General features: G+C 52.8%; 21 protein-coding genes and 1 tRNA gene. 17 read left to right on the forward strand and 5 right to left on the reverse strand.

The window, feature by feature from the left end:
• Nucleotides 1–108 precede the first annotated feature (108 nt).
• The 6 genes from IMX17_RS17460 to IMX17_RS17485 all read left to right on the forward strand — a co-directional run bounded on the left by IMX17_RS17460 (nucleotide 109) and on the right by IMX17_RS17485 (nucleotide 6912).
• Nucleotides 109–1308, forward strand: coding sequence for a cyanate transporter (locus IMX17_RS17460; protein ID WP_072056095.1), 1200 nt, complete (start codon nucleotides 109–111; stop codon nucleotides 1306–1308).
• Between the two features lie 75 nt (nucleotides 1309–1383).
• Nucleotides 1384–2727, forward strand: a complete 1344-nt coding sequence (locus IMX17_RS17465) for an esterase-like activity of phytase family protein (protein ID WP_193550027.1) — start codon at nucleotides 1384–1386, stop codon at nucleotides 2725–2727.
• Nucleotides 2728–2825: 98 nt separating this feature from the next.
• Nucleotides 2826–2920, forward strand: a tRNA-Sec gene (locus IMX17_RS17470).
• Nucleotides 2921–3082: 162 nt separating this feature from the next.
• Nucleotides 3083–4261 carry an integrase arm-type DNA-binding domain-containing protein gene (locus IMX17_RS17475; protein WP_193550028.1) on the forward strand — a complete coding sequence of 393 codons (1179 nt, stop codon included), beginning with the start codon at nucleotides 3083–3085 and terminating at the stop codon, nucleotides 4259–4261.
• A complete protein-coding gene (locus IMX17_RS17480; protein ID WP_193550029.1) occupies nucleotides 4258–5757 on the forward strand; it encodes a hypothetical protein in 1500 nt (499 codons plus the stop codon). The genes IMX17_RS17475 and IMX17_RS17480 overlap by 4 nt, the downstream gene beginning before the upstream one ends.
• Nucleotides 5758–5814: 57 nt before the next feature.
• Nucleotides 5815–6912: a serine/threonine-protein kinase gene (locus IMX17_RS17485; protein WP_193550030.1), complete on the forward strand. Its 1098-nt coding sequence runs from the start codon at nucleotides 5815–5817 to the stop codon at nucleotides 6910–6912.
• A gap of 265 nt (nucleotides 6913–7177) precedes the next feature.
• On the opposite strand, the gene IMX17_RS17490 is transcribed toward IMX17_RS17485, so the two are convergent.
• Both IMX17_RS17490 and IMX17_RS17495 read right to left on the reverse strand, forming a co-directional pair.
• Nucleotides 7178–7432 carry an ogr/Delta-like zinc finger family protein gene (locus tag IMX17_RS17490; RefSeq protein ID WP_015376189.1) on the reverse strand — a complete coding sequence of 85 codons (255 nt, stop codon included), beginning with the start codon at nucleotides 7430–7432 and terminating at the stop codon, nucleotides 7178–7180.
• On the reverse strand, nucleotides 7429–8154 hold the full coding sequence (locus IMX17_RS17495) for an NAD-dependent aldehyde dehydrogenase (protein ID WP_193550031.1): 726 nt from the start codon (nucleotides 8152–8154) through the stop codon (nucleotides 7429–7431). The genes IMX17_RS17490 and IMX17_RS17495 overlap by 4 nt, the downstream gene beginning before the upstream one ends.
• Before the next feature lie 530 nt (nucleotides 8155–8684).
• Between IMX17_RS17495 and IMX17_RS17500 the strand changes: the two genes are divergently transcribed.
• The 11 genes from IMX17_RS17500 (at nucleotide 8685) to IMX17_RS17550 (ending at nucleotide 18953) form a co-directional block, all read left to right on the forward strand.
• Entirely contained in the window at nucleotides 8685–8948 is a 264-nt protein-coding gene (locus IMX17_RS17500) for an AlpA family transcriptional regulator (protein WP_193550032.1), read from the forward strand.
• Nucleotides 8945–9190, forward strand: coding sequence for a hypothetical protein (locus IMX17_RS17505; protein ID WP_193550033.1), 246 nt, complete (start codon nucleotides 8945–8947; stop codon nucleotides 9188–9190). The genes IMX17_RS17500 and IMX17_RS17505 overlap by 4 nt, the downstream gene beginning before the upstream one ends.
• A gap of 5 nt (nucleotides 9191–9195) precedes the next feature.
• On the forward strand, nucleotides 9196–9738 hold the full coding sequence (locus IMX17_RS17510) for a host cell division inhibitor Icd-like protein (RefSeq protein ID WP_193550034.1): 543 nt from the start codon (nucleotides 9196–9198) through the stop codon (nucleotides 9736–9738).
• Nucleotides 9735–9998: a hypothetical protein gene (locus tag IMX17_RS17515; RefSeq protein WP_015376559.1), complete on the forward strand. Its 264-nt coding sequence runs from the start codon at nucleotides 9735–9737 to the stop codon at nucleotides 9996–9998. The genes IMX17_RS17510 and IMX17_RS17515 overlap by 4 nt, the downstream gene beginning before the upstream one ends.
• Entirely contained in the window at nucleotides 9995–10330 is a 336-nt protein-coding gene (locus IMX17_RS17520) for a DUF5375 family protein (RefSeq protein WP_170852952.1), read from the forward strand. The genes IMX17_RS17515 and IMX17_RS17520 overlap by 4 nt, the downstream gene beginning before the upstream one ends.
• Nucleotides 10331–10341: 11 nt before the next feature.
• Nucleotides 10342–12675: a primase-helicase zinc-binding domain-containing protein gene (locus IMX17_RS17525; protein ID WP_193550035.1), complete on the forward strand. Its 2334-nt coding sequence runs from the start codon at nucleotides 10342–10344 to the stop codon at nucleotides 12673–12675.
• 1089 nt (nucleotides 12676–13764) lie between these two features.
• Entirely contained in the window at nucleotides 13765–14526 is a 762-nt protein-coding gene (locus tag IMX17_RS17530; protein ID WP_193550036.1) for a WYL domain-containing protein, read from the forward strand.
• Between the two features lie 562 nt (nucleotides 14527–15088).
• Nucleotides 15089–16132 carry a virulence RhuM family protein gene (locus IMX17_RS17535; protein WP_193550037.1) on the forward strand — a complete coding sequence of 348 codons (1044 nt, stop codon included), beginning with the start codon at nucleotides 15089–15091 and terminating at the stop codon, nucleotides 16130–16132.
• 216 nt (nucleotides 16133–16348) lie between these two features.
• On the forward strand, nucleotides 16349–16861 hold the full coding sequence (locus IMX17_RS17540; protein WP_046898875.1) for a DUF962 domain-containing protein: 513 nt from the start codon (nucleotides 16349–16351) through the stop codon (nucleotides 16859–16861).
• Between the two features lies 1 nt (nucleotide 16862).
• Nucleotides 16863–17603 (forward strand): nucleotidyltransferase domain-containing protein, encoded by a 741-nt coding sequence (locus tag IMX17_RS17545; RefSeq protein WP_193550038.1) that lies wholly within the window; start codon nucleotides 16863–16865, stop codon nucleotides 17601–17603.
• A 183-nt stretch (nucleotides 17604–17786) separates the two neighbouring features.
• Nucleotides 17787–18953, forward strand: coding sequence for an MFS transporter (locus IMX17_RS17550; RefSeq protein WP_046898799.1), 1167 nt, complete (start codon nucleotides 17787–17789; stop codon nucleotides 18951–18953).
• Nucleotides 18954–19040: 87 nt separating this feature from the next.
• On the opposite strand, the gene IMX17_RS17555 is transcribed toward IMX17_RS17550, so the two are convergent.
• Genes IMX17_RS17555 through IMX17_RS17565 form a run of 3 tightly spaced genes read right to left on the reverse strand, consistent with a single transcriptional unit; the run spans nucleotide 19041 to nucleotide 22641 of the window.
• Nucleotides 19041–19640 (reverse strand): NADPH-dependent FMN reductase, encoded by a 600-nt coding sequence (locus tag IMX17_RS17555; RefSeq protein ID WP_193550039.1) that lies wholly within the window; start codon nucleotides 19638–19640, stop codon nucleotides 19041–19043.
• Nucleotides 19640–20836 (reverse strand): MFS transporter, encoded by a 1197-nt coding sequence (locus tag IMX17_RS17560; RefSeq protein WP_046898801.1) that lies wholly within the window; start codon nucleotides 20834–20836, stop codon nucleotides 19640–19642. Before IMX17_RS17560 ends, IMX17_RS17555 begins: the two co-directional genes overlap by 1 nt.
• A gap of 5 nt (nucleotides 20837–20841) precedes the next feature.
• The gene (locus IMX17_RS17565; protein WP_152665263.1) at nucleotides 20842–22641 is read right to left on the reverse strand and encodes a WD40 repeat domain-containing protein; all 1800 of its coding nucleotides are present in this window, start codon (nucleotides 22639–22641) and stop codon (nucleotides 20842–20844) included.
• Between the last annotated feature and the right edge of the window lie 39 nt (nucleotides 22642–22680).

Consider the following 22680-nt stretch of genomic DNA (forward strand, 5'->3'; position numbering starts at 1 on the left):
TTTATTATTTAATTTCCCAATACTAGCGGCGTTGCCTACAGTAACGCAACGCTGCGGCGATCGCGCTGTGACGCCGCACTCTTCATTTCGCAGTACCAGGAATATACCGTGTTAAATCATTCTGTTAATTCATCTTCTCCACGCCGCTGGCTCAATCCTCTGCTGCTGGCGCTGGTGTTGATCGGCCTGAACATGCGGCCGCTGTTGACCTCGATTGGCCCGTTGCTGCCGACGTTGCGCCAGGCCACCGGGCTGAGTTTTGGCGGCGCGGCGCTGCTGACCACGCTGCCGGTGCTGATGATGGGGCTGATGGCGTTGGCGGGCGGCGCCATCAATCGGCTGTTCAACGAACGCAGCGCCGTGGCGTTGAGCCTGCTGGCGATCGGGCTGGGCGCGCTTTGGCGCGAACTGGCCCCCGGCAGCGTGCAACTGCTGATGAGCGCGGTGCTGGGCGGGCTCGGCATCGGGGTGATCCAGGCGGTGATGCCCGGCATCATCAAGCATCACTTCCTTAAAAGCATGGCGCTGGTGGCCGGGCTGTGGTCGGCGGCGCTGATGGGCGGTGGCGGGTTGGGGGCGGCGATCACCCCGTGGCTGATGAGTACGGGGCACGACTGGCACAGCGCGCTGGCCTGGTGGGCGTTACCTGCCCTGGTGGCGCTGCTGGCCTGGTGGCCGGTCAGCCGCGGGCTGTCTCGCCTGGGCGCGGCGGGCGAACACCGCGGGCCAGGCCTGCTGCGCAACCGGCGCGCCTGGCTGCTCGGCGCCTATTTCGGCCTGATCAACGGCGGTTATACCAGCCTGATCGCCTGGCTGCCGCCGTATTACATGCAGCTCGGCTGGCAGCCGCAGGCCAGCGGTTCACTGCTGGCGCTGATGACCTTCGGCCAGGTGATGGGCGCGCTGCTGCTGCCGGCGCTGGCGCGCAATCATGACCGGCGGCCGCTGCTGTTGTTGGCGCTGATGATGCAACTGATCGGCTTTATCGGCCTGATTTATCTGCCGCAGACGCTGCCGTGGCTGTGGGTGTTGCTTTCCGGGCTGGGGCTGGGCGGCGCGTTCCCGCTGTGTTTGGTGCTGGCGCTCGATCACCTGCACCAGCCAGCGGCGGCCGGGCGACTGGTGGCCTTTATGCAGGGCGTCGGCTTCCTGCTGGCGGGCGTGACGCCCTACCTCTCCGGCCTGCTGCGCGACTACAGCGGTGGCTTCGTGCTGGACTGGCAGATCCACGCGCTGCTGGTGGTGGTGTTGATCGCCATCACCTGGCGCTTCCATCCGCACAGTTACCGGCGGGCGTTCGCCGAATAATATTTCTGTCATTGCCGCTCCCTATAGTGACGTTGCTTTTACTTCTGGGCGATAACAACGAAAAGGGACAATGACATGCACAACACCAAAACCCGGCTGGCGCTGCTGGTCGGCTGCATGGCGCTGAGCGCCAACCTGTGGGCCGAGGCGCAGCCGGTGCCGGCGACGCTGGCGGGGCATGCGCTGCTGCCGGTGAAATCCGCCGTTTCCACACCGAAGGACGCGCCGAGCGATCTGCAACAGAGTGGCAAATACACCAGCGGTAAACGCGTCACCGAGTTGGGCAGCGTGGCGGGTAAATCCGCCGATCGCCTGACCGGCATCGGCCTGCCGATCAACGGCCAGCCGCTGCAGGGCCACTCCGGCATCAAACACATGCCCGACGGTACCTACTGGGTGCTGACCGACAACGGCTTCGGCAGCAAGGCCAACTCCCCGGACGCCATGCTGTACCTCAACCACTACAAGATCGATTTCAAAGACGGCACGGTCGCGCCGCTGAAGACGGTGTTCCTGCACGATCCGGATAAAAAGGTGCCGTTCCACATCATCAACGAGAGCACCGAGCAGCGCTATCTGACCGGCAGCGATTTCGATCCGGAAAGCTTCCAGTTTGCCGACGATGCCTTATGGATCGGTGAAGAGTTCGGGCCTTACCTGATCAAGGCCGACCTGAACGGCAAGGTGCTGGCGGTGTTCGACACCAAAGTGGACGGCAAGGTGGTGAAATCGCCGGACAACCCGACGCTAACCCTGCCGGGCGCGCCGGACGGCAAACAGAACTTCCAGGTGGCGCGTTCCAAAGGCTTTGAAGGCATGGCCGCCTCGCCGGACGGCAGCAAGCTGTACCCGCTGCTGGAAGGGGCGCTGTGGGATGGCGAACAGTTCGAGAACGTCGACGGCAAACGCTACCTGCGGGTGCTGGAGTTCGACGTCAAACAGCAGGCCTGGAGCGGCCGCAGCTGGCAGTACGTACTGGAAGACAACCAGAACGCCATCGGCGACTTCAACATGATCGACGCCAGCCACGGGCTGGTGATCGAGCGCGACAACGGCGAAGGCACGCCGGATAAAGCCTGCGCCGCCGGCGCGCCAACCGACAACTGCTTCAGCCAGGTGGCCAAGTTCAAGCGAGTGTATAAAATCGCTTTCTCGGACGCCAACGTCGGCAAACCGGTCGAAAAACTGGGCTATATCGACCTGATGAACATTCAGGATCCGAACAAGCTGGCGCGCAAGCCGCTGAACGACGGCGTGCTGACCTTCCCGTTCTTCACCATCGAGAACGTGGACGTGGTGGACGCCAACCACATCATCGTCGGCAACGACAACAACTTCCCGTTCTCCTCCAGCCGCCAGCCCAATATGGCGGATGACAACGAGTTCATCCTGCTGGACGTGAAGGATTTCCTGAAGTAGCGCTCCCCGGCCGCCGAATCGCCGGCGGCCGCCATTTCCCGCTTAGCGCAGCGAACAAACTGCGCTATAATCAGCGCCTTGCTTCTTCTCTTCTCCAAGGAAGATCCTCGTCCCCGGTGGGGCGGCCGGACTTCAAATCCGGTTGGGGCCGCCAGCGGTCCTGGGCAGGTTCGACTCCTGTGATCTTCCGCCAAAGCTTGTCCGGGTAGTTCCTGAAAAGTCAATTAAAATGCATAAAATCAATTGATTATATGGTTTTCTTGTCCGCTGGAGTCCGTGTATAACCGCCTGAATCCGAGATAAATGTGTATAATGGTGCGTATAACATTTTTATACACAGAATCCACTTATACACATGCTTCTAACTGACATACAAATTCGACGTTCCAAACCGCAGGAAAAACCCTACACCCTCAACGACGGCCAAGGCCTGTCCCTTCTTATCAATACTGATGGGAGCAAAGGTTGGCGTTTTCGCTATCGCTATGCCGGAAAAGCCAAGCTGATGTCCTTTGGCACCTACCCCTTGGTAACGCTGGCCGACGCACGAGAAAAACGCGGGGAGGCCCGTAAGCAGGTTGCGAATGGCATTGATCCAGTAGCCGAGAAAAAGGCGCAAAAGCTCGCTCAGCAGCTTTCGGTTGAGAATTCCTTTGAAGCAATTAGCCGCGAGTGGCACAAGCACAAGGCTGATCGGTGGACTTTGGCCTATAGGGAAGAAATCATGCGTACCTTTGAACAGGATGTGTTTCCGTATATTGGTCAACGCCCCATTGCCGAAATTAAGCCCTTAGAGCTGCTGGAAGTGCTACGGCGCATTGAGAAGCGCGGGGCATTGGAGAAGACCCGTAAGGTTCGCCAGCGTTGCGGAGAGGTCTTCCGCTACGCAATTATTACCGGCAGGGCAGAATACAATCCCGCTCCGGATCTCGCCAGTGCTCTGGCCGTCCCTAAACAAAAGCATCACCCGTTCCTTTCGGCCGAGGAACTGCCTTACTTTGTTAAGGATTTGGAAGGATATACCGGCAGCATCATCACGAAGAATGCAGCTAAGATCGTTATGCTGACCGGCGTCCGCACGCAAGAAATGCGTTTTGCTACATGGGAAGAAATTGATTTTGAACGGGGTATCTGGGAGATCCCAGCCGAACGTATGAAAATGCGCCGTCCACACATTGTGCCGCTCTCTACTCACGTGGTTGAGCTATTTAAACAGCTACAACCGATCACCGGTCACTATCCTTACATTTTCATTGGACGAAACAACCGCAAAAAGCCTATAAGTAAGGAAAGCGTGAATCAGGTTATAGAACTGCTGGGATATAAGGGACGAGCCACCGGTCACGGTTTCAGGCATACGATGTCTACTATCCTGCATGAAAATGGGTTTGATTCCGCATGGATTGAGATGCAATTAGCGCATATAGATAAGAACGGTATTCGGGGTACTTATAATCATGCTCAATATCTTGAGAACAGAAGAAAGATGTTAGAATGGTATTCCAATAGCGTAATAAATGGGTTTCGAGAATGAAAAAAATAGTGAAACAGGATGGTTTTAATGAGTCTGAAAGGTATTTAGCAGACTTGTGCAGCAAGACTTTCTTAAGCTTGTGGAGTTATCCTAACGTCTATACTGATGAGGGTAAGAAAAGTGATAGTGGTGATGGTAAAGAGCTATGTGATTTATTGGTGGTATTTAATCATCATGTCATTATCTTTTCTGATAAAGATATTAGTTTTAAAGATACCGGGAATATTGAAGTTGATTGGGGTAGATGGGTTAAACGAGCAGTTTTAAAGTCGGCAAGCCAATTGTACGGCGCCGAAAATTGGATCAGGGAAAGGTCAAACAGAATATATCTCGACCCTAAATGCAAGGATAAGTTTCCACTTAGCTTCCCTAGCACAGAAGTTATTAAAATACATAGGGTCGCCGTAGCTAAGAATGCGACCAAGCGATTTTCTTCGATAGTTCAAGGTTCAGGAAGTCTGATAATCAACCCATTAATAACAGGAGATGAACACTTTAAAAACCCATTTATGATTGGCATGCCTATACCAAATAAGCCATATGTTCATATTTTTGATGATGTCGCATTAGATGTTGTATTAAATGAACTGGATACGATATCAGATTTTATTGATTACTTAGAGAAAAAAGAAGAGCTCATAATCTCAGGGAAATTAATTTCTGCTGCTGGGGAAGAAGATTTACTAGGTCATTATTTAATGAGTGCAGAGAAAGGCCGTGATCCTGGGTTTTATATCGAGCATAATCATAAGGCAGTGATTGTAGAGGGTCAGTATGAGTCTTTAATAAAATTACCTCAATACGTACGAGGTAAAGAATATGACAGAATATCTTATTTCTGGGATGAATTCATTGAGCATTTCTCCAGACATGCTTTGGGAGGGACTTTACTATATGAGAACAAACACCCATTATCAGATGCAACTTTAGGCCTACAAATAATGGCATCAGAGAGGAGAGTAGCCCGTCGAGTATTATCAAGATCAATTTTAGAAAAAATAGAGAGCACTCCACCACAAAAAAAATCAGTTCGTATCATGGGCTCACCCACCAATCCAAATTATGGGTATGTTTGGCTGATATTACCCATTCCACCTCAAGCTCAATCATATGAAGATTATAGGCACTATAGAAAGGAGTGCCTTTATATTTATTGCACATCCGCAAAGTTATTATACCCGAATTTTAGTAATATCGTTGGAGTAGCTACTGAGCCACGTGACGGTGGGGGTGGAGAGGATATGATCTATCTTGATACTAATAATTGGGAAGCGGCTGATTTCGAGCAAGCGGAGCAAGATCGAAAAAATTTTGGGATATTACTACCTGAAAATGTTCAGCAGTTCTCTGGTGTTGAATATCAGTATCCAGTAAATGATGATGAGGGTTTGTATTCAGAAAAACAATTACGGCCCGTTATAAATATTAAGCAAAAAAAGAAAAATAAAAATAAAGCTCAAAAGAAAGCTAGAAAATTAAATCGTAAGCAAAAGTAGTCATAAGTTAATTGGAATAAATCTAGGAAAGCAAAATATAGTTAATAGGAATTAATTATGGATAAATACTTTAGAATACGCCCTCAGTGGAGCTTAGTAGAAGCATTTGAAGAGACAAATAAATACTATCAGCCAGGGAGCATGGTAACAGGTGCCGCCCGTAACGTTCAAATTGAGAATTGGGGTATATTGATCGGTAGAACTAGGGCATTAGCTGAAATAAAATATGCCATTAGTTTATTCGGTTCGAAAAGTAAACTATGCGAGCATATAAAAATGTCAGCAAAATACTTTAATATGTTGGTGGATTTCTATCAAGAATTACCGGATGATAAAAAACCCGGAAAAATTTATCAAGGAATGACTATATCAGGATATTTCCTTTTAAAGAAAATTGGTGGTGGTGGTAATGCTGTAGTTTGGGAGGTAAGGGATCCTAAAGGCAAAGTCCACGCTTTGAAAATCCTAAAAAGACCTAATGCCACATCAATAAATCGCTTCAATGACGAAATTTTAACATTAAAAAAAATTGAAGACTTAAATGATAGCATGATGAATGTTATCAATGTTACCGATAGCTATCAACTTGGTTCCAAGGATAATCTGCCATGGTATGCAATGCCTAAGGCCATCTCACTAGATAATTACATTGAAAAACATTCCCCCTCGCCGTTGAGCATACTAAAAGGAATGCTAGAGATATGCATAACTATTGAATCCCTTCACAAACAAAAAATATTTCACAGGGATATTAAACCTGACAATATTCTTATCTACAAAAATAAATGGCATCTATGTGATTTTGGAATTGCCACTTTCCCGAACAGACAAAGGATCACAAAGGAGGGGGAGAAATTAGGCTCATTGCACTTTCATGCCCCAGAAATGCTAATGACTTCAGAGCAAGACTCGGGAGAGAGTGCAGACATATATAGCTTTGCTAAAACACTATGGGTTCTTTTGAGTGGACACAAATATCCGATTGCAGGCGAATTGCGTTTAGATCGAAGTGAAGCTTTATTATCAACTTATTGTCAGATGAAAAACATCCATTATCTAGATTCAGCTATATCTGAATGTACACGGTTTAACCCAAGTGAAAGACCAAAAATGGAGTCGGTAAGGTGCTACATTGAAAAGGTATTATCGGAATAAATATTATTGAAGGCAGCGCGCAATGCTATCCCCGCCTCGCCTGCGCGCTTCATGTGTCACTTTTCATGCAGTTGCATGAACGGCCGTAGGCCGCGCCAGTACTGGTGCTGGCGGGGATGAAAAGTGCATTTTCTTGCATGCAAAATCATGCACCCTATGCATGCACGCGCAATTTGAGGCTGGCTAGCCAGGAAAAAGGCTGTTTTGGGCGAGGCGGAAGGGGAATGCCCCGCGAGGCTGTCGAGAGCGGCGGGGCGGAGTGTGCTTAGTGCAGGGTAGGATTGCTGTTGTAACGGCGATAGCGGTTCAACGTCCGTTTCTCGGGCGGTGGCAGGGCATTCTCATCGACCGGTTGCGCTTGTATCGGCTGGCACAGGATTTTATCGACGCTTTCCACCGTCTTGAATGTGCAAGAACAGGTCAGGCTCTGACATTGGTAATACGCCTCTTTCGTCCGCTCCGTGATATAGCGGCTGGTTCGTGTATAGGACGCATGAGTGCACAGCGGGCAGCGCATCATGATTTGGCCCCTTTCTGCTGCAAGCGTTGACGTTTTTCCTTCAGTTCTGAGATAACCTGCATACGCTTGGCAGGACTGCTTTGCAGTTCCGGCAATGCGCCGGTTTCTTGCGGTATCGTCAGGCCAATCTCATTAAGCACCGGGTGGTCGATATTTTGCGTAGCCATGGTAGCGCGAATGCGGCCTTGTAGCGTGCCCAGTACCTGTTGCTCAATCATCCTCATCGGATTGTCCGCATAGACGCCGTAAGCCCGTGAAGCCAGTGCACACGCCTTGATAACGTCAGGGCTGATAAGCGCTGTGCTCAGCGCATCCACCGCCTGATGCATCGCATGAGCAGCAAAGGTCGTGAGGGCGTCTTTGTGCGCGTTCACCACCTTCGGGGCTGTACCGCCGCAGCTGAGGTGAAGCTGCATTTTGTCCAGCTCCATCTCTTCAATCAGGCCGTCGAACTCTTTCGCCAGCTCCCGCTTGGAAATCCGACTGTGGTGCTGTGCTTGCAGTTCCGGCGTCATTTCTCCGCGCAGTTTGCGAAACAGGGTGCGCCACTGGTTTTCTGCCTCCTGGCTCTGCACTTCGGTGTCTTTCTTCTGTTGGTGGCAGCGGGCAATGCCGGTTACGACGTCGGTCAACGCCTGATAGTTTTTGTCGTGGGCGGCGCGAGCGTCACGCAGGGCTTGCAGTTTATCGGTGATGTATTTCGGTAAGGCGGTGCTGCTCATGGTCATGTCTCCGGTGTCAGTCAATGTGAAGCTATTCTGCTGACCGCCGTACAACATCGCCATTCATCCCGGTTGGACTGTCCCCAGGACAACAGCCTTGAGCACTGATGAGAAAACCATCAAGCCGTTTTTAGTTTTACCTAAAACTATTCACTACTGTTCACCTAAATAAAAAGTATAGATAAATCAGTAAATAAGTGGGTGAACAGTTTTCTACAAACTCTTCACCCGGTGTTCACCACTGTTCACCCGGCCCAAAACGACCTTTTCCCTGGCTAGCGGTGGTTAGTCTGTTTATACCTATTTATTAGCAATGAATTCATTGTTGAAAACTATGGGGTAATGTTGAGGAAGGGTGAGGAGTGGTGAGGATTGCTGAGCTATTATAATTTGTTGTTTTTATGATCATTTCTTAATGGGCCACACAACAACGTCTTGTTGCCACCCCGGTAAATATTCACATAATAGGGCGCTACCGAAGTTCACACAGTCCCGGCCAGCGTTGGCCGGACACAAAGAGGTAGCGTTTTATGTTGACCGTTTCCACCCCCTCTCCATCCACCCCGTCGCCGGTGTTTCAAAATGGCTACACCCCGCGCGAGCGCTTTATTCGCTTGCCGGAAGTGCTCTACACCACCGGTCTATCCCGCTCCACCGTGTACGAGATGATGAGCCGTAAGCAGTTCCCGGCCCAGGTCTCCCTCGGCGGTAAAAACGTCGCCTGGCTGGCCTCCGAGATCGAGCAGTGGATGGATGAACGTATCGCCAACCGTCACCAGGGGGCCGCCGTATGATGCAGCTAACCTTTGGTCGCCAGCATTTTACCCTCGATGAGCGCGACGCGCTGTTTGTGGCGGAAGCTATTCTGTTACAACGCAAAGAGCCTGGCGTCGTCTTGCCGGAGCACCGCAGCGAAAAACACGGCGTTATTCGTCTGGCGAGTCGCCAGGCTGAGCCGCGCCTGTTCAGTGCCGGGCCGGTGCCGCTGACCTGCGCGGCTGCCGATACTCGCAACGACCAGCTTACCGACTGTTGATCACTATGCGATCGATTGAACGTCCGGGGGCGTCTTACGGCTTGCCCCCCTGTCCGGCCTTGCGCTATAGTCCTCCCGCTGCCGCAAAATCGGCAGCCGGGCGTGAGAACCCGTGTATCTCTAAGGCGACACAACACGCGCCAGGCGTGTTTTTTTATGTCGCAGCCTTTGCTCGCTCATTTTTTGCGCGGTGGATGTTATGCTACCGCAGCAGTCAATCAATGGTGGCTCAGGCGGGGCAGCCTTCGGGCTGGCCGGTATTCTTAGAGGCCGGTTTCTCACCCCCGTCTGGGCTACCACCCTTGCGTGAGAACTTTGGTGGTAGCAATAACCTTTACTCTAAGGAGGCTGCCGCCATGGCTACGACCCTCACCCCGACTCACCCTACATTCTGCTTTTTGTTTGCGGCCGTGCGCCGTTCTGCGCTGACGGCTTCGCCACGTATCGTGCACACCGTGGCGGATAGCGAACGCAACGCCCGCCGTAGGCTTTCCCGTGATTACGTGTTGTCCTTTGCCGGTCGTCTGCCGGTTAAGGCAGCAGCATGAACACTCTGGCCGATCGCTACTACCGCGATACCCATTACCCTATCCCGCACGCCGATTTTCTGCGTCTTCAGCATGCGCACGCTACCGGCGTGCTGTTCCTCGACCTGCTGGACACCCTCGACCTCGGCGGGCAACGCCCCGATGCCGTGCAACAGGCATCGTTTGCTTCGGTCATTGCCTTGCTGACCGACCAGCTCGGCCACGTCGTCAACACCTGTGAATCCCAAATCCTTGCCCGCATGGAGGCCACCGCCGCATGAACACTGCATCCTGTTTACCGATTGAAGTCCGTACCGCCGTTTTCCGCCGCGCCGTGGCGCAAGCCTATCTGGATACCTGTGCCTTTTACCGGGTGAGCCTCGGGTACACGCTGGACGAGCTGCAGATGACGATTGCCCTGCGTCTGGAGGGGCATTTTGTGCATCAGTACGGCGCAGAAGACGGCATGGACATGGCATGCACGATGTTGAGTGACATGGTGCAGCCGGACGTTCTGGTGGCCGCACCGCGCCTGACTGCGCTGGGGCAAAAGATGATGGACGAGCTGTGCTGCGAACGCCTGTCGGCATCGCAGAACGCCACCGTACACTGAGGAGAGAAAGGATGAGCGCCCACTTCGTATCCCAGACCGTACGCACCGCCACCGGCCACTGGCCGGTGATACTCCCGGCCCTCGGCATCGCCTTGCAGCCGAACGGCAAGCCGCAACCGTGCCCGACCTGCGGCGGCAAAGACCGTTTCCGCTTCGACAACCAGGACGGCCGTGGCTCCTGGTTCTGCAACCAGTGCGGGGCCGGTGACGGCCTCAACCTGGTGGAAAAAGCCCTGTCACTGTCTACCCGAGCTGCTGCCGAACAGGTGGCTGCCGTGATGGGGGATAATGCCAGCACTTTACCACCGGCCGCTGAGGCCGGTCATTCACCACGAGACAAAGCCGAGGCCCAGCACAAGGCCGCGCGACAGGCACAGGCTCTGGTGGCCGCTGCCCGGCCTCAGACGGGCAACGCCTACCTGAGCGCCAAAGGCTGGCCGGAGGCAGAAACCCTGACTCTGCACGGCCAGCCGCTGCGCGTTGGCGGTATCACCTTCCAGCCCGGCGACCTGCTGCTGCCGCTGTACAATGCCGGGGGAGAAGTGGTTAACGTGCAACTGATTAACGCCGCCGGTGACAAGCGCATGTTGGCAGGCGGGCAGGTGAAAGCCGCCTGCCACACCCTCTGCGGCCCAGACAACACGGTTATCTGGCTCACAGAAGGCTATGCCACCGGCCTCACCGTGCACCGCCTGACCGGTGAGACGGTGTGCATGGCGCTCAGCGCCAACAACCTGGCGGCCGTGGCGCAGCAGGTGCGCAGCCACTACCCGGACGCACGGCTACTGCTGGCGGCCGATAATGACCGCAGCAGCACTGGGCAGACCCGCGCCGCCGAGGCGGCCACACTCACCGGCGGTATCCCGGCACTGCCGCCCACGGAAGGCGACTGGAACGACGTCTACTGTCAGCAGGGCGCTGAGGCCACGCGCGCGCAGCTCCGGGCGTTCAGCCAGCCGCCGCAGCCGAGCCCGTTCGACACGCTGAGCGATGCCGACTTAAAAGCCATGAGCGCCAGCGAGAAAGCCGAACTGCTGGCCGAGCACTACGGCAACACCCTGGCGGTGCCGCCGGTGGGGGAAGAGCTGTGCCGTTATACGCGTGGCGCTTGGCAGGTGCTACCGCACCGGCAGCTGAGCCGGGAGATTGCCGCGCTGTTCCAGAAGGTACGCGCGCCGTTCTCCGCCGCCGGTATCAACAGCATTTTGGACACCCTAAAACTGATGGTGCCGCAGATGGGCGATCCGGCCCGCCGGTTGATAGGCTTTCGTAACGGCGTCTTTGATACCGTCAGCGGCCAGTTCGGCGCCCACCGGCAAGCGCACTGGCTGCGCACCGTCAACAGCGTGGACTACACCCCGCCGCGCGCCGGGGAGAACCTGGCCGACCATGCACCGCACTTCTGGCACTGGCTGACGCGGGCCGCCGGGGGCAATCACGACAAGCAGGAGCGTATTCTCGCGGCGCTCTTTATGGTGCTGGCCAACCGTTACGACTGGCAGCTGTTCCTCGAAGTGACCGGACCCGGCGGCAGCGGCAAGAGCGTAATGGCGGCTATCGCCCGGCTGTTGGCAGGTAGTGACAACACCACCTCCGCCACCATCGATAACCTGGAGTCGGCGCGCGAGCGTGCCAGCGTGGTCGGCTTCTCGCTGATTATCCTGCCCGACCAGGAGAAGTGGAGCGGTGACGGGGCGGGTATCAAGGCCATCACCGGCGGCGATGCAGTCGCCATCGACCCCAAATACCGCGACGCCTACGCGGCGCACATCCCGGCGGTGATTTTGGCGGTCAACAACAACCCGATGCAGTTCAGCGACCGCAGCGGCGGCATCTCGCGCCGCCGGGTGATCCTGCCGTTCCCGGAAGCTATCGCACCCGAGGAGCGCGACCCGTTGCTATTGGCGAAGATCACCGAAGAGCTGGCCGTGATTGTGCGTCACCTGATGCAACGCTTTGCCAACCCTAATGACGCGCGTGCACTGCTCCAGGCGCAGCAAAGTTCGGCGGAAGCCCTGGAAATCAAACGGCATGCCGATCCGCTGGTCGATTTTTGTGGTTACCTGACGGTGCTGGGTACCCCGGAAGGGATGATGATCGGCAATGCCAACATCACCCCGCCGAACCCGCGCCGCTATCTGTACCACGCCTACCTGTCGTTTATGGCGGCACGGGGCTATCAGCACGTGATGAACCTGACGGCGTTCGGCCAGGCGGTGCCGCAAACGCTGAAAGAGTATGAGCACACGCTGCTGAAACGCCGCACCAAGCAGGGAATACAAACCAACCTGATATTGAGTGAAGAGTGCGAAGCGGACTGGCTGCCGAAGTGCGGGGCGGTGTGACGAGAAACGGGTCGATCGGCCGGGCCGATCAATAGGCCTTTATTGATCTGCCGAACCCATTGGACGCTCAATCGCCGCGCCGCCTATAGTGGCAGTGACCCGAATACACGCAGCAACACCAGGGCATCCTATCGGCCGCTGAACGGCCAACATCATAACGACAAGCGCTCCCCAAACCGGCTCAGGCCGGTTTTTTTAAACACTATGATCATTAAAATGTGATATTTCAATTAGTTGATAATTAAATGAATTATTTTAAATGGATAGCTGGTATTTCGATGAGGTGCATGAAAATTTCTTGATAGGAAAAAGGGGAGTGAAACCTCCCCTTTAATGGTCTATCAAGCGGCGTGCGGTAGTGAACGCCAGTGTGCGCATACATACTCTAAACGTCCTAGGCGACGGCGTACGTAAGAGCACACATGTACAACTTTTTGTTGATTCATATGAATCCCTCTATTGCATTAAGGAGGGATCTCTGGATATATAGGGGCCAGAAGAGTATAATCTTCGCGTCTTATCAAAGGTCATGCTCTGGGATTGAGACCTCCCGTGTAGCATCCTCGCTTGTTTAATATTCCACTATTAACCAAGCTCTAGCCCCAAGGATAGCCATTTTCGTTCCACCGATAATGGCTATTTTTCTTTGCGAACTCCTTTAAACGGAGTCCCATCCGATTTCACATCGATGAATCGTCCTGTATCAGTATCTCGCTTAACCCAATGACCCGAGGGGGTTTGGCACTGGCTGCGATCCCGTACCGCACCAATTCGATGTCCATCACCATATGGTTTGTTGACTGCCATGATATGCCCTTCCTATGTGCGTGGCATTATTGCCGATTGTCAGTATACCAACGGCGCAGAATTGATCAAGCATTAATCGAATCAAAATGATCTCATCAATGGAACAAAAACGATCTGATGTGTGTCATAATATCTACATGTAGTGTTTTCTATTGATTTTTTTACCAAGAGGGTGTGGCGATTATGAACCCAATATCTAGTTTTATACCTCATGGCCGTGACAGGCTGAAGTACATAGAGTTTTCACTAATCTTTAAAGGGGAGGTGTCAAGAGCGAACCTCATGGATACATTTGGTATCAAAGAGGCGTCTGCTACAAGAGATCTGAATCAATACATTGAGTTAACTAATGAAAAGAACAGTTTTTTTGATAAAAAGTCTAAAAAACATGTAATTAGAGATGAAACTTTCTCTCCACACTTTGAGCTTACTGACATAGACGCACTTTGCTGGTTAAAGGCGGAGAAAGTTGATAAGAGTGAACAGTATTATACTTACAGATGCCAAAGGATAAATTTGCCTTCGCAAAGAGAGTTTGCTCCAATTACTAGAGCGATCACGCAGAAATCGAAGGTGGAGATTGAATATCTATCGGTTGATAATGGCATTTCTAAAAGAATTATTACACCACACAGCCTTTTTGATGATGGGTTAAAGATATATATAAGAGCATTTGATAGCAATAGAAAGAAATTCTTAAACTTTTCACCATCAAGAGTGGTTTCCTCTAAACTGCTTGACTCAAAGCCAGGTGTGGGCGAAAAAATTGAGGATGATGAAAAGTGGAATTTATTCATTGAGTTAGATATTGTTCCTCATCCAGCTATAAAGGTGAAAGAGACAATAGAATATGAATACAAAATGATTAGAGGAATGCTAAAAATAAAAGTAAGAGAGGCAACAGCTGGATTTTTTCTGAGGTCATGGAATGTTGATTGTTCTCCTGACGCTACGCTTTCCCCCAAAGTGTATCATTTGTATTTAAATAATGTTAAAAATTTTGAGGGGTCCGAAATGCTATTTATTGCCCCAACATCTTGGTGAGTTATAATATTTACGCTATACTCATGACGATAAAGTATACTCGCTGATATGATAAAAATATTTAAAACCGGCTCTGTCCGGTTTTTTTTGTGCCTGAGGTTCAGACTGTTCACCCTGTAGGTGAACAGGTGTGTACACTGAGAAGGTAGCTATACACCAACTAATATATTGAAATTAAAAAGAAAATAAAAAAGGTGTATAGGGTGAACAGTTTTACGATAAATCTTTTTTGTAAGTGGAGTAAGCGCCGGTATTGGCTGTAATTTAAACAACTCTGAATGTAGCGGTAACAAGTATGTATATGTGTGTGTATACTATGGCTGGGTGATGAATAATTATTTTATTTAAAACAGTGGGTTGTGTTGCTTTTAGTGCTCCTGTGATCTTCCGCCAAATTACTGTTTCCCTCACTTTCTTAAATTCAACAAAATCCTATCCAAGCGAGTCAGCTTGCAGACATTTTTTTGGAAAATAACAGTTGTTCGAGTAATGAGCTTCGATGTGCTTCTCTGGCATACTAAGCGAATTACAGCGCTGTAAGTCAGATTAAAGCGGAGGCGACATGACAGACAAGCACTTAACCCAATCACCGGCAGGTGAGTTTGTTATGTTTGCCAGCGATGACGGCGAAGTGCGCGTTGAATGCCGTTTTGAACAAGAAACGCTGTGGCTGCCCCAGTCGACCATCGCGAATCTTTATCAAGTGACTCCCCAGGCGATTACGCAGCACATCAAAGCGATCTACGAAGAAGCGGAACTTGAACAAAACGCAACCTGTAAGTCTTACTTACAGGTTCAGCAGGAAGGGGCCCGTCAGGTAAGTCGCAATATCCTGCACTATAGTCTGCCCGTTATTCTTGCTGTTGGTTATCGTGTTCGTTCGCCTCGTGGCACCCAATTTCGCCAATGGGCGACCCAAACGCTTCAGGAATACCTGATCAAAGGCTTCGTGATGGATGACGAACGGCTTAAAAATCCGCCCGTGGGTTCATCCGCTGTACCTGATTACTTTGATGAGATGCTGGAGCGCATCCGTGATATCCGTGCCAGTGAGCGTCGGGTTTATTTGCGGGTTAGGGAGATCTTCGCATTAGCCGCCGACTATCAGCCGTCACTTAAAGAGACAACGTTGTTTTTCCAAACTATCCAAAACAAGCTGCATTTTGCCTGCACAGGCCACACCGATGCTGAACTCATCCATCAGCGGGCTGACGCCAACCAGCCCCATATGGGCTTGAGCAACTATAAGGGCGAGGAAGTACGTAAAAGCGACGTGACGGTGGCGAAAAATTACCTCAATCAAGACGAAGTCAGCGAACTCAACCGCGTGGTCAACATGTGGTTGGATTTCGCTGAAGATCAGGCGCGGCGTCGCCAACAGGTGTTCCTGCGTGATTGGCAGGATAAGCTGGATCAGTTTCTGCAATTTAACGACCGTGACGTTCTACAAGGTGCTGGCACGGTCAGTAAGAAAGCGGCAGATGAAAAAGCGCAGGCTGAATACGTCCAGTATGCCGAGCAGCAGCGCCGCTTAAAAGAAGCTGCGGGGGAACAGGATATCGCCGGTTTACTGCAGTGGAAAACCGATACCAAAAAGCGGCCATAAAGCCTCTTAAACTCCACAAGCAAAATCATTTGGGGGCAGAATAGGGGGCATGGTTCAAAATCGAACTGGATAAAACTGAGTAAATTCAACTGAAATTGCTATCAAATGTGACTCCTGTGATCTCCGCCAATCCCTGACCATTTTCCTATGCTGAACGATACGGCTATCTTTAATGCAATGAGTAAGCTCGGCTGTGCGCGTCATTCGGAGGTCAACATGCGAAGCTTGGAAGATCAACTTGCCGCTTATGCCGCCTATCACCGCGATGCGCGCAATATCGCCACGCATTTTATCGGCATCCCCCTGATCGTCGTCAGCCTGCTGGCGCTGCTCTCCCGGCCGGTATGGGGCGCGGGGGGGCTGCCGTTTTCGCCGGCCTGCGCGATGGTTATCGTTGCGGCCCTTTATTACCTGCGATTGAATCTGCGCCTTGGCATTCTGATGCTGGCGTTGCTGCTGCTGTGCCTCGTGTTCGGCGCCTGGTTGGCGTCGTTGTCGACGGCGGCGTGGCTGAGCGTCAGCATCGGCGGCTTCGTCATCGGCTGGCTGTTTCAGTTTGTCGGGCATTTCTGGGAGGGGCGAAAACCGGCGTTTATGGACGACGTGACGGGCCTTGTCATCGGCCCGCTGTTCGTGCTGGCGGAAGCCTGCTTCCTGGCCGGCGGGCTACGCGAACTGCAGCGGAACATCGAAATGCGCTCGGGCAAAGTGCGCAACGGGAGGGGCTGAGGTGGCGTTGATTCCCACGGTGACGGCGTTTCCGCTGCAGCAGGCTTTTATCCCGCTGCTGGAGGCGCTGACGGCGGAGCTGCCGCGCCAATTCCCGGCGCTCATCCACAGTATTTACCTCTATGGCAGCGTCGCGCGCGGCGCAGCCCTTCCCGGCGTGTCCGATCTGGACATCACGCTGTTGCTCATCAAGCCGGCCGATAGCGGGGCGTTGCAGCGTCTTGAGGTGTGGCGGCAAGCCTTTCAGCTGGAGCAGCGTATCGTGAGCAAGGTCGACTTTGACATCGGCTGCGTTGATGAAGCATTGGCGCCGGAGCATCACGATTCCTGGGGATTTTGGCTGAAGCATCACTGCCGCTGCCTGGGGGGCGAAGACGTGTCCGCCGTTTTTCCGCTGTTTCGACCCGATCGGCGCATCGCGTTGGCGGTTAATGCCGATGTGCGCCGCGTATTGGAGCGTTATCGGGAGCAGCTGTTGCTGGCAGAGCCGTCTTCGGATGAACGGCGCTTAAAACGCGAAGCGGCCAGAAAGCTGATCCGCGCCACCAATATGCTGCGCGCCGAGGAAAGCGAATTCTGGCCAACAACGCTAACCGATTATGCCGAACAGCTGTTGGCGCGCTATCCGGAACAGCAGGCTGAAATGACATATTTGCTTGTCCATGCGCTTGGCGAGGCGAATGACGCCGCCTTTGCCGATCGGATGATGGATTTTCTTGCGTGGATAGAAAGCCGCCGGTAAACCGGCCGCCACGCGAGATCGCATCGGGTGACGGATGCCGATATCCGCCCCCTCCCGCCGCACTTTTAACAAAATCGCAAAAGTCTTTTAGCCTTCCGCCTGCTTATCTTTGGTGTGATCAATGTCATACTTTTGGCATCTTAACTTTCCCGCGCTTCGGCAGCGGTTAACCGGAGTTGTTGAATGAAAATTAACTTTCCCTTATTAGCCCTGGCGGTGGGGGCGTTCGGCATCGGCACGACCGAGTTTTCCCCGATGGGGTTGCTGCCGACGATCGCCAAAGGGGTGGACGTCTCCATCCCGATGGCCGGCATGTTGATCAGCGCCTACGCCGTTGGCGTGATGGTCGGCGCACCGCTGATGACGTTGCTGCTTTCTCACCGGGCGCGCAGAAGCGCGCTGATCTTCCTGATGGCGATCTTTACCCTGGGTAATGTGCTGTCGGCGGTTGCGCCTGACTACACCACCCTGATGCTGTCGCGCATCATCACCAGCCTGAACCACGGCGCGTTCTTTGGTCTCGGTTCAGTGGTGGCCGCCAGCGTGGTGCCGAAGGAGAAACAGGCCAGCGCCGTGGCGACCATGTTTATGGGCCTGACCATCGCTAATATCGGCGGGGTGCCGGCTGCGACCTGGCTGGGTGAAACCATCGGCTGGCGCATGTCGTTCCTGGCGACGGCCGGGCTGGGCGTGATCGCCATGCTGGGGCTGTGGTTCTCGTTGCCGAAAGGCAGCGCCGGCGCACACCCTGATGTGAAACGCGAGCTGTCGGTGTTGGTACGCCCGCAGGTGCTGTCCGCCTTGCTGACGACCGTGCTGGGCGCGGGCGCGATGTTCACGCTCTATACCTATATCTCGCCGGTGTTGCAGCACATCACCGATGCGACGCCGCTGTTCGTGACGGTCATGCTGGTGTTGATCGGCGTCGGTTTCTCCATCGGCAACTACCTGGGCGGCAAATTCGCCGACCGCTCCGAGAGCGCGACGCTGAAGGGGTTCTTGCTGCTGCTGGTGGTCATTATGCTGGTGATCCCGTTCCTGGCTCGCAGTGAAATCGGCGCCGCGGTCAGCATGGTGATTTGGGGTGCGGCGACCTTCGCGGTGGTGCCGCCGCTGCAGATGCGCGTGATGCGCGTGGCCAGCGAAGCGCCGGGTCTGTCGTCATCGGTCAATATCGGTGCCTTCAACCTGGGCAATGCGCTGGGCGCCGCCGCCGGTGGCGCGGTGGTCTCCGCCGGTCTGGGTTACAGCTTCGTGCCGGTGATGGGGGCGATTATCGCCGGGTTGGCGCTGCTGTTGGTATTGTTCACCAGTCGCCGAGCCGAAAAGGTGGCCTACGCCAACGGTTAAAAACGGCAGCGTGCGGCGGGTTTTACCACCGCACGCTTTTTGAGCGCGTATTGGTTGAGGAGGCCGGGCATTGCGCGCAGCGGATGGTCACATGCCGTATCGGAATTGCTCAAAATCAACGACGCCGGACGCGCGCACTTGAGACAACGCCGCGCCATACTGCAGCAACAGGTTCAGCTGATAGTCGATCCTTGCCCGCAGTAGCTGCTCATAGTCGTCAGCGGGCAGCGGGGTTCTCAACGTATCGTTGGCGTAGCGCACGATAATGTGATCCGGGAGGTAACAAATATGGTTGTTTTTATAGCCACTGCTCCGCAGTTCATGGATCGGATAAGCGCCGCCCATGCCCGATGACACGCTGACCAACAGCGCCGGTTTATGGCCGACATATTCTGCTTCGCAGAGCAGTAAGAAGTTTTTCAGCATCGGCGGTGCCATGCCGTTCCACTCTGGAGTAACGATAATCAGGGCCTCGGCCTTGCTCAAACGTTCATGGCACGTTTTAAGCCCCGACCATTTCTGCTCATTCGTTTCCATATCTTCATCCCACAGGGGAAGATTGATTTCCGCTAATTCAAGCGTATCGACAAAGTGATCCTTCTGCTGGAGCTGACGGGCAATATAATTCGCCACATTCCGGGAGTTTGATTGTTTGCGATGGCTGCCGGTCACGATAGCGATGTTCATTACGATCTCCTTATTTTCTGCGGCCGATTGGCATAAAACGACCACAACATTAAGCTGGCAGGGGCGATGGCGCTGATTATCAGCACATAGGACCAGGCATATTCGTAACTTTCCTGGAATAGGATGACGACCAGCCCCGTCGCAAGCACGCGGTTGATCAAGGTGAATAACTGGCCGGTCGAAAAAACGCGCCCAATTTTTTCACTGCCTATTTCGGTAAGAACGACATTCTGGCTGCTAATACGTGATGCGGAGTTGAATAAGCCGAGGAAGAAAGCCCCGCATAAAATCACCGGCAACGTGGGGGAACTGGCGATCAACAGAACCGTTAAGGCGAAACCGCCGGTAAAAAGGTGAACCAATTTTCTCGCGGGGAATTTGGGAGCCAACCAACCCAGCAGCAGGCTGACTAAAATGGCGCCCAGGCCATAAATGATGCCGAAAGAAGCGTAAGACTCAATCGAGGCATGCAGAACTTCATGCATAAAGGGGGCCTGAATCACATTGACCACCATGATGCAGACGAAGGGTACTGCGCCGATCAGAAGATACAAAATGACATTCCGATTTTCAGGCTGGAACTGAATGAGCGAGCTTTTTGGCATCTGAGTGCTTACGGGGGAGTGCCGCTGGTAGGGGATGGCTAACAAGATGAACAGAGAAATGACAATCAGCACGACCAACAACACAAAAATAGTGTCATAGCTCAAATAGGACGACACGGAGATGACCAAAAGCGCAGAGATGAGCGTCGATGCTTGCGATTCCATCTCAAGAAGAGAGTTGGTTCGTGACAGATAATCACCGCTAAAAATATCTTTAATAAACCCCTGTCGAGCGATATAAAAAATAGCGTAATAGAATTGAACGACAAAATAGGTGATGACTAAAGGCAGCATAATGCTGAAAGAAAAATACCGGCTGAAAATAGCCAGAATGAAAGCGATGCAAATAAGGGCGTTGAGCACCGTGAGCAGGTTTTTTCTATTGAATTTGTCGACCAGCATGCCGATCCATGGCGTGACGAAGATCAGCGTTAATGAGGACATTGTCGCCATCATCGCCAACAGTCTGGGTTGCTCTCCTTCATTACTGATATACCAAGGGATGATATACATCCCTATGCTGACGGCGACCGAGGAGAAGAAATTGGATGCTATCAATAAGGCCAGGCAAGTGTTTTGCGACAAATTCATGAGTATCACGCCATTTTCAACGGTGCACCGGGTTTTATCTGCTCGTTATGCAGTTCGTATTGTTGAAGATAGCCTGAGCGTCCTAAAGTCGCAAATATATTGTCGTTGATATGTATAATGTTTTTCATATAGTCCTCGCTGTTATAGACGCTGTCTAACTGAGTCGCGGACAAACGGTCGTAGAGCCAGATTCTTCGGTTGTATGTGATGAAAACGATATAGTCGTCAATGAAAACGAAGTCCTCTACCGTATTGTCGTTCGGGCGAATAAATTCAACATGATGTTGCCACTGTTCATCAAAGAAGATTTTATGGATAGAACCACTGTAAGAAATATAGAGCGTCCGGTTATCGAACCACTTGAGGCGTTTGGGCAATCGGCAGTCGGTGGTTTCAACGACTTGGTTCTGTTCCAGATCATATAAATAGATTTTTCCCAGGCGTTCAGCAAAAGCCAGCGTCGCACCATCCGGCGAGACGCCCAGCGACCAAATCGGTTCGTCCCCTTGGTGAAGAGCGGTGATCTGGCCGCGGTGATATTGATAGACGGTGCCGTCTTCGCTGGCCAGATAGCAACACTGGCGCTGCGGGCAGTAACAAACGTCGCGAAAGGCGGTGGGCAAGTCGTGCGTCATGCTGGCGCCGTTTTGCTTGACGATGATGCGTCCACGGCTCATCACGGCGATAAAATCGTCGTCTTCCATAGGAACAATGCGTTTGATGTATCCACTGTCCGTATCCGTTAAAGGGTGTTTGGTTGGAAGACCGAGAACAGCGCCATCCTCTTGCAGCGGGATACGGTACATATAGCCGCGTTCGCCGGCGCAAATGATTTCGTCTCGGCGGCGATAGGCTGTCCAGATGGCGTCTGGCGTATTCTTCACCATCGCCAACGTTTCCCCCGTCAGGATATCGCTTTTGAGTAAACTGCCGTCGCGATTTTGCACAATGACGATGCGATCGCTATTTTTAACGAATTTTGTCCACCGTAGCTTGAATGCCGCCGTCAGCGCCACTCCCGTGCTTTTCAGCGAATCAAGATCAATGCGGTAGATCCGTCTGTCAAAGCTGCTGGCCAGGCAAATTTTCTTGTCGTGGTTGAGAGTGACATGCTCCATGTCATCATGCGCGAAAATTTCGCCGTTGCGATAGGTCAGTCGCCTGTTCTCATCGATTTGCAATTCCAATACGCGGCGTGAGTCGCAAGCGACAATGTAGCGGTTGTCCTCCAGCGGTTCGAACCAATGCACGGTTTCTGTGAGCCCTTCGGGTTTGATGCTGTTTTGCAACTCGCCGTTAGCGATGAGGCCGATGGTGCCGCCCGTGCTGCCTGCCAGCAGATAGTGGCCTGATGATGAATAGCAGAGCGTTGCAATATCTTCTTCGCATACGCGCACTTGAGAAAGCTGCGTTCCCATAAAGTCCAGTTCGACAACGGCGCTGTTGCCGCTGCGCGTGGCTATCTGCGCTTTGGTCGGGTGGATGGCGATCGCCTGAGAGGTCGAATGGAAGATGCCGAAATCGTCCGCCCCGAGGTCGCGAACCGAGAACAGGGAAACGATGTCGAGGCGATGGTCGGCATCGTAGCGCAGGATGGACACTTTCCTGTCGCCAGATAAACAAGCCAATAACTTCCTTTCCGGAGAAATGGCAATCGCTTCAATCGTTCCCCAGTGGATTTTTTTTCGCATGCTTACCGTGAACGAATCTACAGGTATGATTAATATCTCGCCGCCTTTCGTTCCGGCAAAAGCAATATTCATTTCCCGGTCGTAGGCGAAAGCATTAATGTTCTCTTTAGACATATCGCATCCTTTGGTAAGCGGCGCCAATATTGATAAATG

The sequence above is a fragment of the Serratia sp. X3 genome, from assembly GCF_014982455.1.
Classification (GTDB): Bacteria; Pseudomonadota; Gammaproteobacteria; order Enterobacterales; family Enterobacteriaceae; genus Serratia; species Serratia ureilytica.

Excerpts from the sequence above, each read along its gene's own strand:
- IMX17_RS17465 (WP_193550027.1), top strand. The coding sequence starts at position 1,384 with ATGCACAACACCAAAACCCGGCTGGCGCTGCTGGTCGGCTGCATGGCG.
- IMX17_RS17475 (WP_193550028.1), top strand. The coding sequence starts at position 3,083 with ATGCTTCTAACTGACATACAAATTCGACGTTCCAAACCGCAGGAAAAA.
- IMX17_RS17480 (WP_193550029.1), top strand. The coding sequence starts at position 4,258 with ATGAAAAAAATAGTGAAACAGGATGGTTTTAATGAGTCTGAAAGGTAT.
- IMX17_RS17485 (WP_193550030.1), top strand. The coding sequence starts at position 5,815 with ATGGATAAATACTTTAGAATACGCCCTCAGTGGAGCTTAGTAGAAGCA.
- IMX17_RS17490 (WP_015376189.1), bottom strand. The coding sequence starts at position 7,432 with ATGATGCGCTGCCCGCTGTGCACTCATGCGTCCTATACACGAACCAGC.
- IMX17_RS17495 (WP_193550031.1), bottom strand. The coding sequence starts at position 8,154 with ATGAGCAGCACCGCCTTACCGAAATACATCACCGATAAACTGCAAGCC.
- IMX17_RS17500 (WP_193550032.1), top strand. The coding sequence starts at position 8,685 with ATGTTGACCGTTTCCACCCCCTCTCCATCCACCCCGTCGCCGGTGTTT.
- IMX17_RS17505 (WP_193550033.1), top strand. The coding sequence starts at position 8,945 with ATGATGCAGCTAACCTTTGGTCGCCAGCATTTTACCCTCGATGAGCGC.
- IMX17_RS17510 (WP_193550034.1), top strand. The coding sequence starts at position 9,196 with ATGCGATCGATTGAACGTCCGGGGGCGTCTTACGGCTTGCCCCCCTGT.
- IMX17_RS17515 (WP_015376559.1), top strand. The coding sequence starts at position 9,735 with ATGAACACTCTGGCCGATCGCTACTACCGCGATACCCATTACCCTATC.
- IMX17_RS17520 (WP_170852952.1), top strand. The coding sequence starts at position 9,995 with ATGAACACTGCATCCTGTTTACCGATTGAAGTCCGTACCGCCGTTTTC.
- IMX17_RS17525 (WP_193550035.1), top strand. The coding sequence starts at position 10,342 with ATGAGCGCCCACTTCGTATCCCAGACCGTACGCACCGCCACCGGCCAC.
- IMX17_RS17530 (WP_193550036.1), top strand. The coding sequence starts at position 13,765 with ATGGATACATTTGGTATCAAAGAGGCGTCTGCTACAAGAGATCTGAAT.
- IMX17_RS17535 (WP_193550037.1), top strand. The coding sequence starts at position 15,089 with ATGACAGACAAGCACTTAACCCAATCACCGGCAGGTGAGTTTGTTATG.
- IMX17_RS17540 (WP_046898875.1), top strand. The coding sequence starts at position 16,349 with ATGCGAAGCTTGGAAGATCAACTTGCCGCTTATGCCGCCTATCACCGC.
- IMX17_RS17550 (WP_046898799.1), top strand. The coding sequence starts at position 17,787 with ATGAAAATTAACTTTCCCTTATTAGCCCTGGCGGTGGGGGCGTTCGGC.
- IMX17_RS17555 (WP_193550039.1), bottom strand. The coding sequence starts at position 19,640 with ATGAACATCGCTATCGTGACCGGCAGCCATCGCAAACAATCAAACTCC.
- IMX17_RS17560 (WP_046898801.1), bottom strand. The coding sequence starts at position 20,836 with ATGAATTTGTCGCAAAACACTTGCCTGGCCTTATTGATAGCATCCAAT.
- IMX17_RS17565 (WP_152665263.1), bottom strand. The coding sequence starts at position 22,641 with ATGTCTAAAGAGAACATTAATGCTTTCGCCTACGACCGGGAAATGAAT.